Origin of the sequence: Hyella patelloides LEGE 07179, from assembly GCF_900659865.1 — a bacterium.
In the GTDB taxonomy this organism is placed as follows: Bacteria; Cyanobacteriota; Cyanobacteriia; order Cyanobacteriales; family Xenococcaceae; genus Hyella; species Hyella patelloides.
In genome coordinates this window covers 1-16,204 of the sequence record NZ_LR213925.1, presented here as the reverse complement: position 1 = coordinate 16,204, position 16,204 = coordinate 1, and the positions used below count along the sequence as shown (strand labels likewise).

Below are 16,204 nucleotides of genomic sequence, written 5' to 3'. Positions count from 1 at the left end.
TCGCCCCAGCGCAAGGGGGCTTGTATTTTTATTAATCTGTTTACCCACTAAATTTATTGTCTATTGAAGCCCCCTTCGCGCCCTTAGCTGAGAGAAGCCTGTCCAACTTTGTACAGGTTTTCTCTCGTGGACATTAGCGATCGCCTATCTGCTACCCTAGCTCTATACGACCTAACTCGTTCTAACGTCACAACGGAAGATCCCGATAATCCTAACTTTGATATCCAAACAGGTGAGCAAAACAGTCAAGGTATCGAACTATCAGTTGCAGGAGAAATTTTACCAGGATGGAATATTACTGCTGGTTATGCCTATACCGATGCCAAGATTACCGAAAACAATAACTTTGAATCAGGCAACCGCTTAAATAATGCTCCTGAAAATGCCATCAGCTTATGGACGAGTTATGAAATACAACGAGGCAGCTTACAAGGATTGGGTTTTGGTGGAGGAATCTTTTTTGTGGGAGAACGTCAGGGAGATTTAGATAATTCATTTACCGTACCCAGCTACACCCGTACCGATGCAGTTATTTTCTATGAAAGAGGTAAGTTACGCACTTCGGTTAATTTTAGAAATTTATTTGACATCGATTATTTCGAGTTTGCACAAAATGATTTGCGAGTTTTTCCAGGCGATCCTTTTACTGTAGTTGGCTCTATTTCATTGGAATTTTAAAGATCAAAAAAAGCAGAGGTGCCGAGGTGCAGGGAAGTGGGGGGAGAACTATAGTCATTCCAAATAGAAACCAGATGATCTTTTAAAAAAGTAACGAGTAGCGAGTAAGATTCAACCTTGCTATCAATACAAAAATACCATAATAAAATTAATTGGAATGACTATAAAACTATTTATTATAAAATGCTCGACGACTATATTAGTCGAAGAAGAAGCCCACACTTACCGTTTACGGAAGTAATGGGAGTATATCACTTTATTTATGTTTAATTTCACCCTGCTACTTTACAGTAATACTATCAAATGAAAAATCGACTGTATCGTTATCTTAAGGTATGCCTGTTATTAGTTTTCTCTTTTATTATAGTTACAGCTTGCCACAGTAAAAATACTCAACAGGCGAATATTCCAGAAACACGATCTCAAAATTCTGACTGTAGAATGATTGTGCATCAATTTGGTAAAACTTGTGTTCCTCTTAACGCACAAAGGGTCATTGTTACGGATGAGATTGCTTTAGATGCTGTATTAGGGTTGGACGTAAAACCAATTGCCACAGCCGAACCAAATATTGCAGGTAAGAGAGGACGGCAGTTAAAAGGAAAGGCAGAAGGCGTAACTTCCTTGGGTAAAGGCTCTCAAATCAATATAGAAAAGATAGCGGAGTTAAATCCTGATTTAATTGTCGGTTTTTTTATGAACTTGCAACAGTATGAGTTGTTTTCTCAAATAGCTCCCACAGTTAAACTTGAACTTGAATATCTTGATGGTACTTGGAAAGACTCTTTACTAAAAGTAGCAGAAATTTTAGATCGAATCGAACAAGCTCAAAATGCAATCGCTCTATATGAACAACGAGTTATTAAACTCCGCAAGGCTATAGAGGAACAACTGGGAGACGTGACAGTTTCAGTTATTCGCTTTTATGCCGATAAAAACGTTCAATTTGATACCATTTTTTCATTTGCTGGCACTATCTTTGAGGAAGCAGGAATTTCTGCACCACCCCAACAACTACCTTTTGCGACGAACAAAGATGTATTTTCAGTATCTATTAGCTTAGAGAAATTAGAATTAATAGATGGAGATGTTCTATTTGTTATGCTCGATCCAGACTCAGAAGACAACTTCCAACGGTATCAAGGAAGCCCACTGTGGCAAAAGCTAAATGTCGTTCAACACGATCACGTCTATACAGTAGATTCAGGTTACTGGTATCTGGGAAATATCATGGCAGCAAACGCTATTCTCGATGACCTCGAACAATATCTCTTCAATTCTTTCTCTATTTCCTAAAGCGATCGCAGAATTGTCTGAAATTTAGTGGGAAACTTGGCGCGATTGCACTTCTTGAAAACTTGCTTATCTCTTAATGCGATCGCAGTTAAAAATTTTTGGGGAAAATTATGCGCTCGTTCTTTATCTATGTATTTATTTCAACATTTAATAAATGAATTGCCACGCTTTGACAGTTTCTTCACCAATCTCGCTGTCTACTGTTTCCCCGTTTTCGACAATTAAACGAATGTCTACGTTGCCACTCGGCGAGTTCTTTAATGCCGTTGCCAGCTTTTCATCTACTTCAAATCTACTATTGTTACTTTCAAGACGAAAAACTTCTTCACCCAGTTTGAGATAAACATCGGTGATTTTAAGTGCAGCATTAGATGCCAAACAATCTCTGCTTAATGTCTGGTGGTAAAAAGTAGAACCAAAATTACAATCGCGATCGCGATAGGCTAATAAGAAACGAACTGTATCTAAACTCCACAAACTAACTACTTCTAATCTGGCACTGGTATTTAGCACGCGACTAGAAAAGAAATGGCGATCAAAGATGCCGATAAATTCTCCTTCAAAGGGGTCTTGAACTATAACAGGTTCAGACCAAGGCACATCTAAATTGGTATCTAAATTTGCTGATTCAACTATGGGATAGTCAGTCGCCGATATCGCTAGTTGTCCGCTTTTTTCGCCACTCATAGCTGGTTGGAGCGATAAAGTAACTGCCATAGCAGCACCTAAGAAGCTCGATCCCCATTTAGAGCGATGTCGATTGAAATGATTTTGACCAGATCCGCGACTATAAATGCTCATTACTGCAATCCTTTTGAGTTGTGTGAAGTATACAACTCCTCAATAGACTTATTATAGCTAGATGAATACAGTTAGGCTTATTTTAAGCATTTGCGTTTTATAATAATGAAAATTATTTTTATTAAGTTACAGAATATTGTCAAGTGCGATCGCGCTTAGCCGATGAGATTTATATAACTATTTCTATTTCCCAACAATCTTATAACGAACTAGTAGAGGAAGCTCAAGCTAAGAGCCAAGCAGATCCCACAGATAAGTTAGACAGTGGTAGGGCAGACGAGAGCATTAACCCCTAGCTTCGAGTAGGACGGCGAGTAACTTCGCCGAGGAACTCAGAACACATAAACCCAAGGCTCAACACAGCGAAGCGGAGTAGCCTTGAGTAGTTCATGATAACTGTTAACTTCAGTATAAAGTTTTTCTAATTTCTCAGGTTGCTGAGAGAAATTAAGAGATTTTTCGTTTAAGAGCGAAGTTTACCAATCAACACTATATAAAACACTGAGGGTAGTACCTCTACCAGCCCTAAAATTTTCGTCAAAGGGAAAATCGGGAATATTTGGGTTGCTAGTACCACCAAGAAATTGCGAACTAGCGGGAAAATATTGATTGTTAAAAAGATTCTCTACCCCAATTTGTAACTCTCCTGCTCCAATCGAGACACGACTGATCAGGTCTACCAACAGATAACTTTCTATAGGAAAGCCATCGACTCCTTCATCAAAAGCAGTCTCGCGATCGCCAACATAGGAAAACCGTAAGCGATTGCGCCAACCTGGTAGTGTTTCATTTTCTACGAAAGCAGTCAAACTCCATGGTGGAATTTCTCCGCTATTAAGAGGAAGAAAATCCCCATCATCTTCTGGATCGTTTTCGCCTTCAGACCAACCAAAAGTAGTCCCAATTAACCATGCTTGGCTTGGTTGCCAATTCAGACTTGCTTCAACACCATATATTCTTTGAGGCGATCGCTCTAGTTCTAGAAGACCTGTTTCCTCATTGGGAGTTAAACTCGAACCATTGTCTGAATAGTTAAAAAATCCCGATACAGTAAATTGTACGTTGTCAAAGTTACCTCGGAAGCCAAGCTCATATTCAGTAACTTTACTCGGTTCAGTTAATTCTAAACCAGTATCCACAGAGTCAAAACTTGGTCGGCGTAAAACACGACCGACATCGGGGATGAAAAAACCCTGACCAATATTGGCGAATACACCTACGTTATCAGTAAAGTTATAGACAATACCCCCATTGAAAACAAAGTCATCTGGGTTTTGATCTCCTCCCTCTACAGCCTTCTTCGGTAGGAGTGCGAGTGATAATGTTAACTACACCTCCTGTTCCTTGACCGCCATATATGGCAGTTGGGCCATTGGTAACTTCAATCCTTCCTAGCTTTTTCAATTTCTTTGGGGTCATGCTCGATTTTATGGTAACGGCTTGACTGTTGATTAATAATTGTTTCTGGACAATACTCTAAGCGATTAATTGTACTATTCGGTGCCAAAATACCTTCATTTAAATCAATGTAATTGAGTCTTTCTAAGGCGATAGCTAATGCTGGATCGTTACGCAATTTGTCATGATCATTAACATCTTCATAACCTAAAACAATGCCATAAACTCTTTGTGCCAATAATTGATGAACTGAATAATTCACATAAGATGAGTCTCGATAATCTTGGAAACATTCGGCAAAACGAGAAGTAATTTTCAGCTTTTTGTCTAACTCCGCCATCAACACGATTCCTGCATTTGAGGTAATTCTTCCTCCTTCAAAATTAGCAATTACTTTTCTTCCTTCTATACTTCCAAAACTTAGTTGTTTGGCAAAATAATGAGTCAAACTGGGAGTCATAAACTAGATAATAAAAATTACTTTTATATCTGAATTATATCTGCTTTTACTATTATTATTTCAAGAAATTTTAGAGCAAAAAATGAATATATTGATGGGATATTTACGCCAAATAAATTGCTTTTTGCGCCCAGTTTAATTGATTTTGATGTCGGCAGGAACTCTCACCACACTCTGTCGTGTTTCCGCAGGAGCGAACACCAGGGTCAAACCTAGATGCGGTAGGCTTTTTGGCAGAACGCAATCGCTATTTTGTGAGAAATACGGGTACTGTCATCTACCTGAGTAACGCTAACTTCGGTTATGCCTGCTGTGGGATTGGTTTCTCTAAACTCATTTCCTGTTGGTAAGGCTAGAATGGCATCTAATACCTCGATAACTAAATTGTTTCCTTCAGGGAGAATTAAGGGAACTAACTGTTGTCCTGTTTCAGTTTCTAAGATAATTTGTAAGCCTTCATCGGTGCGTTCGAGGTTTACGCCTGTAACTTTCACGATTTCTTCAGAAGGATTATTCTGCACTAGCAAATCTGTTGCAGAAGTAGAGAATTTACTTTTCTCATCTTGTTACAATTTATTATGATTAGGTTTCCGACTTGATATCTGGTTTGATAGTTGATTCAATTCTTCAGCAACAACTGGTTCAAACACTGACATAGTCAAGAATATTAGCAGCTGAACTAGAAAAAAAACGATACTTCACTAGATTAATTTTTTTCCTCTTAATGATAATTTTGTCTGACGATTTATTAATTAAACTTGAATTTAATTAATAAAATATCTCAATAATTGAAAGAAAATTCTGCTCATAGCGATCGCAATATCAAACGAACTAACTACTCTCCAATCAAATTAGGAAAAGGTTTTAGGAGGCTTGTCACCCCATGAGCTAGATAACTTAACTTTCCTTCCCATTGGAATACACATGGGAGTATCAGCTAGAGGATCGGGAACAATACGGCATTCTAAATTAAACACATCTCGCACCATCTCTTCGGTCATTACCTGTTCTGGAGTCCCAGTAGTATAAATCTTCCCTTGCTGTACTGCTACCAAATAATCTGCATAGCGACAAGAAAGATTAAGATCGTGGAGAATCATGACAATAGTTTTGCCTTGCTGCTCGTGGAGTTCATAGAGCAAATCTAGAAGCTCTACTTGGTGAGATAAATCCAAAAAAGTTGTTGGTTCGTCTAGCAATAAAAGATCTGTATCTTGAGCTAATACCATTGCAATCCAAGCTCGTTGTCGTTGTCCACCTGAAAGATTATCTAAAGCCCTGTCTGCTAATTCGGTCATGTTAGTGATTTCTAATGCTTCTTTGACTTTTTGTTCATCTTCACTAGACCACTGCTGCAACCAGTTTTGATAGGGATAACGACCCATTGCCACTAAATCTTGCACGGTTAATCCTTCTGGAGCAGTAGGACTCTGAGGCAGCATTCCTAGTTTTTTGGCTACAGTTTTGGCATTAAGTTGAAAAATCGCTTTTCCGTCCAAGTAAACCATTCCGCTTTTTGGCTTTAATAGTCGAGCGAGTCCTCGTAGGAGGGTAGATTTCCCACAGCCATTGGCACCCACTAGCACGGTAATCTTTCCTGTAGGAATTCCTAAATTTAAATTTTGCACTACAGGCGCACCATCATAAGCAAGAGTAAGCTGTTTGGTTTCTAAGCGGTGATGGAAAAAGCGATTTTGGTTCATAATTAACGATTTTTAATTAACAGATAGACGAAATAAGGCGCACCCACCACAGCAGTGATAATGCCACAGGGGAGTTCTAAGGGTGCAAACATTACCCTACCCAATAAATCAGCACATACTACCAACATTCCTCCCATCATGGCAGCTACGGGTAACAGTCCTTCATGGGACGCTCCGACTAACTGTCGTCCGATATGGGGTGCCATTAATCCCACAAAACCAACTGCACCTGCTGTCGCCACAGAAGATCCTGCTAAAGCGACACTGGTTAAAAGTAGTAAACCTCTCTGCCACTCCACTCGACTACCCAAACCGCGAGCAACTTCATCTCCTAGATTTAAAGTATTTAACTCTCTGGCTAGGTAAAAAGCGATCGCTCCAAAAATACCAATCCAGGGAATCAGAGCCAAGACTTGTGACCAACCACGTCCGTAAACACTTCCCGCCAACCAAACTAAAGCTTGAGAAACATTATTTATCTCCCCAAAAGTAATCATTAAATTCGTCAAAGCACCAGCAATTAGATTAAAACCAATACCCACTAAAATTAGTCGAACTGGTGAACTACCTTCTTGCCAAGCTAAGAGATAGATTAATAAGGCAACCGTCAACGCACCAACAAAAGCAGCGAAAGGAAGTAGGGAAATGGGAGCATTGGGCAGTAAAACTAGTAAAGTAACAGCAGCTAAAGTTGCTCCAGCATTGACACCTATGATACCAGGGGCTGCTAAAGGATTACGCGTAATGCCTTGAGTAATCGTTCCTGCGATCGCCATTCCTCCACCGACTAAAAAAGCGACAATGGTTCGCGGTAGACGTAAAGTGTTGATAATAAAAGCATAATCCCCATTTGTTGTGGGCAAACCTAACAGAGTTTTAACTACATCAAGAGGTGCAATTTGATATTCTCCATAGCCGACACTAATGACCATTGCTACGAGAGTTATCAGAGTAAGAATCAGCAGCACTCCTGGAACTCGGCGATCGCTTTTCCAAGAAATCGGTAGTACTTGAGGACGAATAATTAACCACTGTTTTGTCATTAGTCAAAATTGTTAATTGTCCATGATTAATTAATTGTTAACATTACCTTTTAAGCTTCCACCTAATTAAATATATAAAGAAAGGCGCACCAATTAAAGGCATTATTAACCCCACAGGTAGCTCGCTTGGTTTAACCACTAGACGACCGCAGATATCGGCAATTAAGACAATGATTGCGCCAAAAATCGCTGAATAGGGTAAAATCCAACGATAATCAACCCCAACTAATAAGCGAACTATGTGAGGTACAATTAAACCCACAAATCCAATGGGTCCCGCGATCGCAACACTTGCTCCTGCCAGTAAAATAATACTAATAGCTGCTAAAATCTTAATTAAAATAGTAGATTGTCCTAAGCTCCTCGCTGTATCCTCCCCCAGACTGAGGATCGTAATTTGTCTACTAAGAGCTAACGCCAAAATTAATCCCACACAGATATAAGGTAAGACTTGTAATAACAAATTCAGATCTCTACCAGCTACTGAACCAGCTAACCAAAACCTGATTTCTTCTAGGGTGCGTTGACTTATAATAAGAATGCCACTGGTAACCGAAGAAATAAAGGCGGTAAGAGCAGCACCAGCTATAGTCAGGTTAAAAGGGGTGAGTCCTCCGCGACCAACCGAACCGAGTAAATAGACTGTAATTGCACTGATAGCTGCTCCTGCAAAAGCATACCAAGCATAGATATTTAAAGAACTGCTTCCAAAAATAAACGTCCCTACTACCACGGCAAAAGCTGCTCCTGCATTGACTCCTAAGATACCAGGAGATGCCAGAGGATTACGAGTTAGTCCCTGCATAATAGCACCCGCTACAGCTAAAGCTGCACCTACTAAAAGAGCAATCAGCGATCGCGGTAAACGGACTGTACGAATAATTAAGTGATTGCTAGAACCATCAAAGGCGGTAAACGCTTGATAGATATCCTTAAAAGGGATATCTGCTGCACCCCAGGTAACACTAGCTATAAAACTAAGCCAGAGAATAAATCCCCCCAATAGCAACCCTAAAATCAGTGGCAAACGCCCTCTGGTTTTGAGTGAGTATGACTTGTTCTCAGTAATTGTCATTATCTCTAAATCTATTCTCGATCGGCAGCGATCGCCATATTGGCCCCTGGTACTTGACGCAAGCGATCCATAACTTTGACTACTATTCCGTGTTCGACTTTTTCATCGGCGTTAATAACTACTAATGACTCGGAATTAGGCACGATCTTTTCAGTTAATGCTCCTTTTAGTGCATCAAGCTCTATAGACTGGCGATCGATAAACAACTCTCCGTCAGCTTCAATGGTGATGTTAATTTGTTCGGGTTGTTTAGCTTCTGCCGTTTGTGCTGAAGGCAAATTAACAGGTAAACCTTGCGATTGTGATAAAAACAGCGTAGAAATGATAAAAAAAGCCAAAATTGAGAAGATAACATCAATCATCGGCAAAATATTGATTTCAAACCCCTCTTCTGGCTCATTTATAGGGCGCATATTCTCTTACTCCTTGATGAAATCGACGATATAGTAATTCTAATTGACCACCATATTCTTGAATTAACGCCAATTCCCGCAGATATAAACCTTTAAAAGCATTGGCAAATAATAAAGTAAAAATAGCTACAACCAAGCCCATTACCGTTGAAACTAAGGCTTCACTCAATCCTCCTGTCACTCCCGCCGAATTAGTCGCAGCAGCATTACCCAATTCAATAGAGGCAAAAGAACGAATTAAACCCAAAATCGTGCCTAAAAGTCCTAAAAGCGGTGAAACAGCAATGATGGTTTGAAACCAAGTACCGAATCTTCTTAAGGTTGGTATTTCCGCTTGAGTAGCACTATCTAAAGCCAAGCGAAACTCATCAGGAGTAGGTGTTTCTAACTCTAAAGCTTCAAGAAAGATACGAACAATGGGTAATTGAGCATTCTGTTTCAGTTTGGCTACAGCACTGAACGGATCGGCGCGATATAAAGATAAAGCCTCTTTAACTACTCGACGCTGTTTGCGCATAATCCGCCCCCAAAAGACTACTCTTTCCACAATTAACGCGGTTGCTATCAGCGAAAAACATAGTAAGGGAATGCTAACAATGCCCCCTGCCGTCCAAATATTGTCAATCGACATAAACTCTACTGCACAATTAATTACTAAGAATTATCATTTGACTAATTAATAATCCTACCAGAAATATTGCTAATTATTCTTATTTATTTTTGGAACAATGTCAACAATCATTGGGTTTACACTCCACAGAGCAAAAATCTCGACTGGAGTTAAAGTTGAGAATATTCGCATTCATTAAATCGGAAATTTAACCTAATATAGATAAGTAAATTAGTACTTTGCTACTTAAAGCAGATCAAGATTTAGGGGAATGGGTGCCAAAAGTCTTTTTTTTGTCGCGTCAACATCGATCGATCTAAATGCGATCTATTGACAACTAAGCTTAAAATATCTTGTTAATATAATTCCTATATAATAAGAATCTATATCAATAAACTCCCAATACCGCTTGAGTAATAAATATTGATTTTGGTCAGAAAATTATTAATCATGTCTACTTCTGATTTCTGCATTCAACAACGTAAGCTCGAACAACGACGGCTCCAAAAATTACTAATATTTGGTTTGGGGGGCTCTGCATTGCTACATGGCATACTTGCCTATGGTTTTCGGGATTGGTCGCTCGAGTCACCGACTAAAACTGAAAAACCAATAGAAATGATTATTGTTGATAAACCTCAACCAAAGCCCAAACCAGAGCCCATACCTAAAGTTGAATCGAAACCAATAGTTGAGCCAGAACCGAAACCAACTCCTCCACCAGAACCAGTCAAAGCTGAAACTCCTCCTCCCCCAGTAGAACCACCAGAACCAGTCAAAGCTGAAACTCCTCCTCCCCCAGTAAAACCACCAGAACCAGTCAAACCCGAGACAACTCCACCTAAACCAACTCCCCAAAAAGTTTTAACGAATCCAACACCAGCACCCTCACAACCAGTTATTTCCGCACCAGCCGAAGATACTTCCCAATCAACTTCTTTGAGCAATAGCTCTAATAATTCTAGTAGCTCAGATTCCCCTCCTGCTAACAGTGATAGTAGTAGTTCAGAAGTATCAGATACAGTAGCCACTAATAGTGCGCCACCCAGTCCAGAACCTAGTATTAGTGAATCAATTAGCTGTGTCAGTAACTGCGAACCTGAATATCCTGCGTCATTAGAAGGAGTAGAAGGCAGTGCTGGGATAAAATTGATTATCGATCCCGACGGTAATGTTACTAGTGTGACAATTGCTACGGCTCACAGTAATAGCCAACTAAATCGTCAAGCTTTATTAGCAGCTAGACAAATGAAATTTAGTTCTCCTTCTGGTGGTAATAGTGCGTCAGTCCAAGTCAAGATTAACTTTACTGTGGCTGGCTCGGAATACGATCGCATTGCTCGCGAACAACAGCGAGAACGAGAACGAGCCGAAAAAGAACGCCAAGAACAAGAAGCAGCACGTCAACAGCAGTTAGAGCAGGAAAGACAGGCACGTCAAGAACAATTAGAACGAGAAAAGGAAGCTGAAGCAAGAATTGAACAGCAACAAAGAGAACAACAGTCAGAAACACAACCACAACAGCAGCAACCTATCCCAGATAGCCAAACTGTACCCAAACCCGCACCTTTGGAAACTGAAGTAGACGATGAGATGTTAAGGAAGTTTAGAGAGCGAATTGAACAGCATCAGCAGAATTAAAAGCCTCTAAATGAAGGATGAATCACTAATGGTTAATCAATCAATTTCCAGTACAGCTTATGCAAAGCTTTCGTAATGCTCTCAAATTTTTCTGTTTAGCACTTCTAAGCTTCGTGTTTGTCGCAGCTTGTTATAATTCTGAACCTACCGTTTCACCACCAATTCCCGATAACGGAAAACTTGTCACACACGCTCTTGGGGAAACAGTTGTTCCTTTAAACCCCCAGCGAGTAGTTGTTCTGACTTCAAATGCATTAGATAATTCTCTGGCTTTAGGAATAAAACCTGTTGGTTCTTCCTTTTCTGGGTTCGCTCAACGTGATGGATATGGCAATTTTCCAGCTTATCTCCAAGACAAAACTGAAGGAATAACTAATGTTGGTCATGCAGACAGCCCCAGCTTAGAAAAAATTCTTGCTCTCAAACCAGACCTAATTTTAGGAAGTAAACAAACACACCAAGCGATTTCTAAACAATTATCGCAGATCGCCCCTACGGTTTTAACAGAATATCCCAGTGAAAAAAATCTGTTTCTACACGGAGAGGCTTTAGGAAAAATTCAACAAGCTGAGAAACTTCGGCAGGAATTAGACAATCGTTTCCAAGAATTTCAGCAACAGATGGGAGAAAAACTAGCAACCACTGAAGTTTCTGTGCTTCGTTTTCGACCCTATCGAGTACGTTTGTATATGAACGAGTCTTTTGCTGGATATGTTCTAGATCGAGCAGGTTTACAGCGACCGACTGCTCAAGATCAAAATAAGTCATATCAAGCTATTAGTATAGAAGCAATCTCGGCAATGGATGGGGACGTAATTTTTTATTTCCAAGATAACCCCGAAAACTCTCAATCCACAAAAATCATGCAACACCCTCTTTGGTCACAGTTGGAAGCTGTTAAAAAAGATCGGGTCTATGAGATCTCTTTTGATACCTGGTTTTTAGGCAATGGTATTTTAGCCACCAACAAAGCGATCGACGATTTATTTCAATATTTAATAAAAATCTAAAAAAGTAAAATGAATAATTTTTTTTGTGCTGAAGAATCCCGTCAAGCAAATGAAGAATTAATCGGCAGTGCGGGTAATTATCAATATTACGTACTAATTGAATGTTCTCCACCTTGGGCAGCAGAATTATTTGAATCTCAAGCTATTTCCCCAAGCATGAAAGCTAAAACATTCGAGCTAGCCGAAGAAATGATGTCGCAAAAAATATTAGTCAGACCTCTGCTTATATATAACGAGAAACTGAAGCAAGAAAATAGTACAAGATTAATAATTTACGAAGTCAGAAGAAGCTCCGCCGTTAGAAGGCCGAGTCTCTCTGAACGCCAACCAAAAGAATTAGCTAATAGCTACAGCAAGCAAGAGTTTCTACTTGAAAAACTCGAAGATGTCACTTCTGTAGTGCGAGATTGTTTAACAGGTAAGCAACCTCACGCTACCAAAGTAGAAAGTTCGACGCGAGATATTTTAATCTGTACTCATGGCAGCCACGATCGCTGTTGCGCCCGCTACGGTAAGCCTTTTTATTACGAAGCTTTAGCTACTGTATCTGATTTAGCTTTGGAGAACATTCGTATTTGGCAATGTAGTCATTTTGGCGGTCATCGTTTTGCACCAACTGCGATCGATCTCCCTTCGGGAAGATGGTATGGCAGACTCGATCGCCATATATTTACTTCTATCTTGACTCGCAAAGGAGATATTAATAGTTTCAGTAATGTTTACCGAGGTTGGGGACTCTTATCCAAACCCGCACAAGTTTTAGAGCGTCAATTGCTTTTGGAACATGGATGGAAATGGTTCGATTATCAGGTTAGTTGTCAGGTGAGCGAGGAAAATGGCGATCCGACTTCCCATAAAATTGAACTAGTTTGTCAAACTCCTGATGAATTTACAAATACTTATCAAGCAGAAATAGTTGAAGACGAAAACCAAACTATCGAGCTAATCCCAAGTTGCAACAAATTAGAAAGTTCTAAAATACCAAAATTAGTTGTTAAAAGGGCGTTGCTGAATCAAGAACTGAAACGATAAGGAACTGGAACATCCCAGAACTTAAGATATTAAAATAGGGACTCAACCTAGCGATTGCAAGTAAGTCCGCGTTTGCGCCATCTGTTCGACGATGGGTCGTCTCTCCACTAACTCAACCTATTTTAAATAGGCTGTTTCCCAAGTTTTGTCAGTCAGAGATTATCTCGATCCCGCTTGACGGGACTCCGCCGTTGTACGGTGGAGCGCTCTGACCGTTGGTCAACCAGGAATCGTTCTAATAAATCTAAGAATTGCTACATTTATTAGTAGAATCAATATTATGATTAGCTACATAGTTACCACTAGATGTATTTTGATCGTAAGATTCTTTACGTTTAATTTTTATTTGCTGTAAGCGATTATTTTCTGTAGTAATGACAGTGAATTGTAAATTATTGTAATCAAGAATTTCTCCTTGAACGGGTATTTTTTGCCATTTTTCCTGTAAAAATCCGTTAAGGGTATGATAATCATCTGCTGAAGGTAAATCAATTTTTAAACCTTCATTAACGTCTTCAATGTTCATTTGTGCAGAGACAATAAAAGTATTACGATCTATTTTCTTAAAAGATTTTGTAATTGGAAATGTGGGATTGTCTTGATTACCAATAATTTCTGTAATTAAGTCTTGAAGAGTAATTAAGCCAGAAGTCCCGCCAAAATCGTCAATTACAATCACCATAGCCTGCCGATCTTGCTGCATTAAAGATAAAAGTTCTTTAAGGGGTGTAGACTCAGAAACAAACTTAACAGGCTGAATCCAAGGTGTAATAACTAAATCATTAACGAGAGTACCTTCTGCTAGGGGAATTGCCAAACTTTTATAATCAATAATTCCTTGAATTTCATCTAAAGATTTACCGATTATAGGATAGCGAAAATACCCTTCTGTAGCGATCTTTTGAAGTAATTCAGCAAAGGTAGCCTCTTGGGACAAAAATTGAATTTGCGTTCGCGGGATCATTGCTTCGACAGCAGTAACTTCACCAAATTTCAAAATATTGTTGAGTAATTCTCTTTGTTTTGCCTCCAAGCCTGTAGACTCTTTTTCTGTAGCAATAATCAACTGTAATTCTTGGGCTGTTAATTGCTCATACCATCCTTGCGCTGTATATCTAATTCCGCATAGCTTTAATAAGCTGCGAGTCGAACTATTTAAAATTTCTAAAAAAGGACGGAAAATACTAGCAATTACGAGGCTAGGAGGTGCGAAAAAACGAGCTAATTTCTCTGGATAAAGTAATGCTACAGATTTGGGAACAAGTTCTCCTAAAACTATTTGTAAATAGACTAAACAAACAAAAGCGATTGGGATAGCTAGAGAGTGGGAGAGAGATTTCACCATTGTTTCTGGTAAGGGCAAATCCTCGATTAATCGAGCAATAATCACAGCTATCGTGGATTCTCCAATCCATCCTAAAGCTAAACTAGATAAAGTTATGCCCAACTGAGTTGTGGAAAGTAAGCGTTCGATTCCTTTTTGTAGAGATTGAACTGTTTGCGCTTGAACATCACCACTCTTGACTAACTGACTAATACGCGATCGCCGAACTGAAACAATGGAAAATTCCGCAGCCGTAAAAAAAGCGTTGATGGCAATCAAGCAGAATAAGCCCAAGCAAAGAAGTAGAAAATTTTGTCCAGTCATTGAGGAGTTAGAGTCAAATTAGTAACAATAGGATCGATACAAGACATAAACTTTTCGATAACAAACTCTTACTACATTTTTATCTAACATAAAGGCAAAAATTGAATTATTTTTTATTTCGCTACAGGAATAGAGTTTAATTGGAGTATTAATTTTTGTTCTGGGTAATCTTTTAAAGTTAAAGAAATATTTTGAGCACCATTAAGCAATGTGGCGGGAATAATAAATTGTCCTGGAAAATTTTCGCCATTAGGGGGAATTTCTCCTGGCAAGCCATCAGCGATCGCACTTAAAGGGCGATTTTGTTCGTCTCGCACATCCAAAAAACTGTAAAGAAAGCGCACAGCTTTAGTACTTTCGTTTTTGAGGTTGACATCCAGCATAACCGAATTACCTTCTATACTAGCCTTAGCAATTTCCATAGTGACACCACCAGATTGATTGCTGAGGGGAAAAGAGTCGGGCTTGATTTGATTATTAGACTTTTCTGATTTTTGATTGGCTTCTGTATCGGTTGAAGGTTGTTTTTTGGATGCTGAAGGGTTTTTTTTCTGCTGAATATGGTTATAAACATTTACCAGAATAGTCTGTTCTTGAATGATGTTTAATCCTTTATGAGAACCGCCCAAAGGCTTTTTTAGAGCTACGTTGTTTTCAGAATCGGTATCTGGTTGAGTCACCACTTTTAAGGCTTCTCTCCCCATTAAATATCCTATATAAGCACTAGCACCGCCAGCACCAAGCATCATTAGCAGGATAGCCAATACTAACAGAAGAGTTACTTTCAGTTTCATGCGATTGCTGAGTTTGATAAATTAATTGCAATTGCTCAAGATACCAATATAATGGATAATCGGATAATATAGGAAAGCAACCCCAACAGATTTTCCATCTACCAGGGAATGTGCCAATAACCAGCAGGATTGGCCGAGCGGTTTAGGCAACGAACTCATAATTCGTCCCAGGCAGGTTCAACCCCTGCATCCTGCATCAATTTTAAGGGTAATCAGAATTAGGCTGTCGGGGTATAACCTGCCTAGTCTTCAACTGAATTATACTAAGAATTTACCCAGTTATCTATTATTTCCACATACTCACACGGGTAGAAAATAGGTAACTATTTAACCTCAAAAAATCTTTAGCTAAACTTGTCTTTTCTGTAAACTAAAAAAAGACTAGTAATTAAACCGCACTTAGCCCATATTGTCAAAACCTGTATTTACTTTGAATGATTAGTATGTGCATTAAATTTGTCATCAGTAACAAATTAGTGTTGTCTTAACGAATTATTTGTCATCAGTAACAAATTTTTGCAATAGTCCCTTTTCAAGCAGTGCAAGTTCGCAGTAAGCAGTTTCATGATTTGTTTAGCGATAAAGTAATCCAACAAAAAAAA

At 39.1% G+C, this 16,204-nt stretch carries 14 protein-coding genes, 1 tRNA gene and 3 pseudogenes; 7 read left to right on the top strand and 11 right to left on the bottom strand.

Features of this window, described 5'->3' with window-relative positions:
• Nucleotides 1–129: 129 nt before the first annotated feature.
• Both H1P_RS21410 and H1P_RS21405 read left to right on the top strand, forming a co-directional pair.
• Nucleotides 130–678 (top strand): annotated as a pseudogene (locus H1P_RS21410) (TonB-dependent siderophore receptor); the annotation flags it as partial.
• Nucleotides 679–981: 303 nt separating this feature from the next.
• Complete coding sequence (locus tag H1P_RS21405) at nt 982–1,974, top strand: iron-siderophore ABC transporter substrate-binding protein (protein WP_144871161.1); 993 nt, start codon at nt 982–984, stop codon at nt 1,972–1,974.
• Between the two features lie 147 nt (nt 1,975–2,121).
• On the opposite strand, the gene H1P_RS21400 is transcribed toward H1P_RS21405, so the two are convergent.
• Nucleotides 2,122–2,775 carry a hypothetical protein gene (locus H1P_RS21400; RefSeq protein ID WP_144871159.1) on the bottom strand — a complete coding sequence of 218 codons (654 nt, stop codon included), beginning with the start codon at nt 2,773–2,775 and terminating at the stop codon, nt 2,122–2,124.
• 143 nt (nt 2,776–2,918) lie between these two features.
• Between H1P_RS21400 and H1P_RS36345 the strand changes: the two genes are divergently transcribed.
• Nucleotides 2,919–3,071 (top strand): hypothetical protein, encoded by a 153-nt coding sequence (locus H1P_RS36345; RefSeq protein ID WP_186376070.1) that lies wholly within the window; start codon nt 2,919–2,921, stop codon nt 3,069–3,071.
• Nucleotides 3,072–3,251: 180 nt separating this feature from the next.
• Here H1P_RS36345 and H1P_RS21395 read toward each other — a convergent pair.
• From H1P_RS21395 to H1P_RS21360, 8 genes and pseudogenes are all read right to left on the bottom strand, one after another.
• Nucleotides 3,252–4,046, bottom strand: a pseudogene (locus tag H1P_RS21395) (TonB-dependent receptor domain-containing protein); the annotation flags it as partial.
• A 122-nt stretch (nt 4,047–4,168) separates the two neighbouring features.
• Nucleotides 4,169–4,633, bottom strand: a pseudogene (locus H1P_RS21390) (transposase); the annotation flags it as partial.
• 212 nt (nt 4,634–4,845) lie between these two features.
• Nucleotides 4,846–5,154, bottom strand: coding sequence for an AMIN domain-containing protein (locus H1P_RS21385; RefSeq protein WP_186376069.1), 309 nt, complete (start codon nt 5,152–5,154; stop codon nt 4,846–4,848).
• Nucleotides 5,155–5,484: 330 nt separating this feature from the next.
• Nucleotides 5,485–6,336 (bottom strand): ABC transporter ATP-binding protein, encoded by an 852-nt coding sequence (locus tag H1P_RS21380; protein WP_144871153.1) that lies wholly within the window; start codon nt 6,334–6,336, stop codon nt 5,485–5,487.
• Between the two features lie 2 nt (nt 6,337–6,338).
• Nucleotides 6,339–7,379 carry a FecCD family ABC transporter permease gene (locus H1P_RS21375; protein ID WP_144871151.1) on the bottom strand — a complete coding sequence of 347 codons (1,041 nt, stop codon included), beginning with the start codon at nt 7,377–7,379 and terminating at the stop codon, nt 6,339–6,341.
• A gap of 43 nt (nt 7,380–7,422) precedes the next feature.
• On the bottom strand, nt 7,423–8,454 hold the full coding sequence (locus tag H1P_RS21370) for a FecCD family ABC transporter permease (protein WP_144871149.1): 1,032 nt from the start codon (nt 8,452–8,454) through the stop codon (nt 7,423–7,425).
• Nucleotides 8,455–8,465: 11 nt separating this feature from the next.
• Nucleotides 8,466–8,867, bottom strand: a complete 402-nt coding sequence (locus H1P_RS21365) for an ExbD/TolR family protein (protein ID WP_144871147.1) — start codon at nt 8,865–8,867, stop codon at nt 8,466–8,468.
• Nucleotides 8,851–9,498, bottom strand: coding sequence for a MotA/TolQ/ExbB proton channel family protein (locus tag H1P_RS21360; protein WP_144871145.1), 648 nt, complete (start codon nt 9,496–9,498; stop codon nt 8,851–8,853). Before H1P_RS21360 ends, H1P_RS21365 begins: the two co-directional genes overlap by 17 nt.
• A 429-nt stretch (nt 9,499–9,927) precedes the next feature.
• On the opposite strand from H1P_RS21360, the gene H1P_RS21355 reads away from it, so the two are divergent.
• Genes H1P_RS21355 through H1P_RS21345 form a run of 3 tightly spaced genes read left to right on the top strand, consistent with a single transcriptional unit; the run spans nt 9,928 to nt 13,160 of the window.
• The gene (locus H1P_RS21355) at nt 9,928–11,118 is read left to right on the top strand and encodes an energy transducer TonB (protein ID WP_144871143.1); all 1,191 of its coding nucleotides are present in this window, start codon (nt 9,928–9,930) and stop codon (nt 11,116–11,118) included.
• A 59-nt stretch (nt 11,119–11,177) separates the two neighbouring features.
• Complete coding sequence (locus H1P_RS21350) at nt 11,178–12,128, top strand: ABC transporter substrate-binding protein (protein ID WP_144871141.1); 951 nt, start codon at nt 11,178–11,180, stop codon at nt 12,126–12,128.
• Nucleotides 12,129–12,137: 9 nt separating this feature from the next.
• Nucleotides 12,138–13,160, top strand: coding sequence for a ferredoxin family protein (locus tag H1P_RS21345; RefSeq protein ID WP_144871139.1), 1,023 nt, complete (start codon nt 12,138–12,140; stop codon nt 13,158–13,160).
• 244 nt (nt 13,161–13,404) lie between these two features.
• On the opposite strand, the gene H1P_RS21340 is transcribed toward H1P_RS21345, so the two are convergent.
• Together H1P_RS21340 and H1P_RS21335 are read right to left on the bottom strand one after the other, a co-directional pair.
• Nucleotides 13,405–14,808 carry a hemolysin family protein gene (locus H1P_RS21340; RefSeq protein WP_144871137.1) on the bottom strand — a complete coding sequence of 468 codons (1,404 nt, stop codon included), beginning with the start codon at nt 14,806–14,808 and terminating at the stop codon, nt 13,405–13,407.
• A 113-nt stretch (nt 14,809–14,921) separates the two neighbouring features.
• Nucleotides 14,922–15,602, bottom strand: a complete 681-nt coding sequence (locus tag H1P_RS21335) for a hypothetical protein (RefSeq protein ID WP_144871135.1) — start codon at nt 15,600–15,602, stop codon at nt 14,922–14,924.
• 123 nt (nt 15,603–15,725) lie between these two features.
• On the opposite strand from H1P_RS21335, the gene H1P_RS21330 reads away from it, so the two are divergent.
• A tRNA-Ile gene (locus H1P_RS21330) sits at nt 15,726–15,798 on the top strand.
• Nucleotides 15,799–16,204: the final 406 nt, after the last annotated feature.

Excerpts from the sequence above, each read along its gene's own strand:
- H1P_RS21405 (WP_144871161.1), top strand. The coding sequence starts at position 982 with ATGAAAAATCGACTGTATCGTTATCTTAAGGTATGCCTGTTATTAGTT.
- H1P_RS21400 (WP_144871159.1), bottom strand. The coding sequence starts at position 2,775 with ATGAGCATTTATAGTCGCGGATCTGGTCAAAATCATTTCAATCGACAT.
- H1P_RS21380 (WP_144871153.1), bottom strand. The coding sequence starts at position 6,336 with ATGAACCAAAATCGCTTTTTCCATCACCGCTTAGAAACCAAACAGCTT.
- H1P_RS21375 (WP_144871151.1), bottom strand. The coding sequence starts at position 7,379 with ATGACAAAACAGTGGTTAATTATTCGTCCTCAAGTACTACCGATTTCT.
- H1P_RS21370 (WP_144871149.1), bottom strand. The coding sequence starts at position 8,454 with ATGACAATTACTGAGAACAAGTCATACTCACTCAAAACCAGAGGGCGT.
- H1P_RS21365 (WP_144871147.1), bottom strand. The coding sequence starts at position 8,867 with ATGCGCCCTATAAATGAGCCAGAAGAGGGGTTTGAAATCAATATTTTG.
- H1P_RS21360 (WP_144871145.1), bottom strand. The coding sequence starts at position 9,498 with ATGTCGATTGACAATATTTGGACGGCAGGGGGCATTGTTAGCATTCCC.
- H1P_RS21355 (WP_144871143.1), top strand. The coding sequence starts at position 9,928 with ATGTCTACTTCTGATTTCTGCATTCAACAACGTAAGCTCGAACAACGA.
- H1P_RS21350 (WP_144871141.1), top strand. The coding sequence starts at position 11,178 with ATGCAAAGCTTTCGTAATGCTCTCAAATTTTTCTGTTTAGCACTTCTA.
- H1P_RS21345 (WP_144871139.1), top strand. The coding sequence starts at position 12,138 with ATGAATAATTTTTTTTGTGCTGAAGAATCCCGTCAAGCAAATGAAGAA.
- H1P_RS21340 (WP_144871137.1), bottom strand. The coding sequence starts at position 14,808 with ATGACTGGACAAAATTTTCTACTTCTTTGCTTGGGCTTATTCTGCTTG.
- H1P_RS21335 (WP_144871135.1), bottom strand. The coding sequence starts at position 15,602 with ATGAAACTGAAAGTAACTCTTCTGTTAGTATTGGCTATCCTGCTAATG.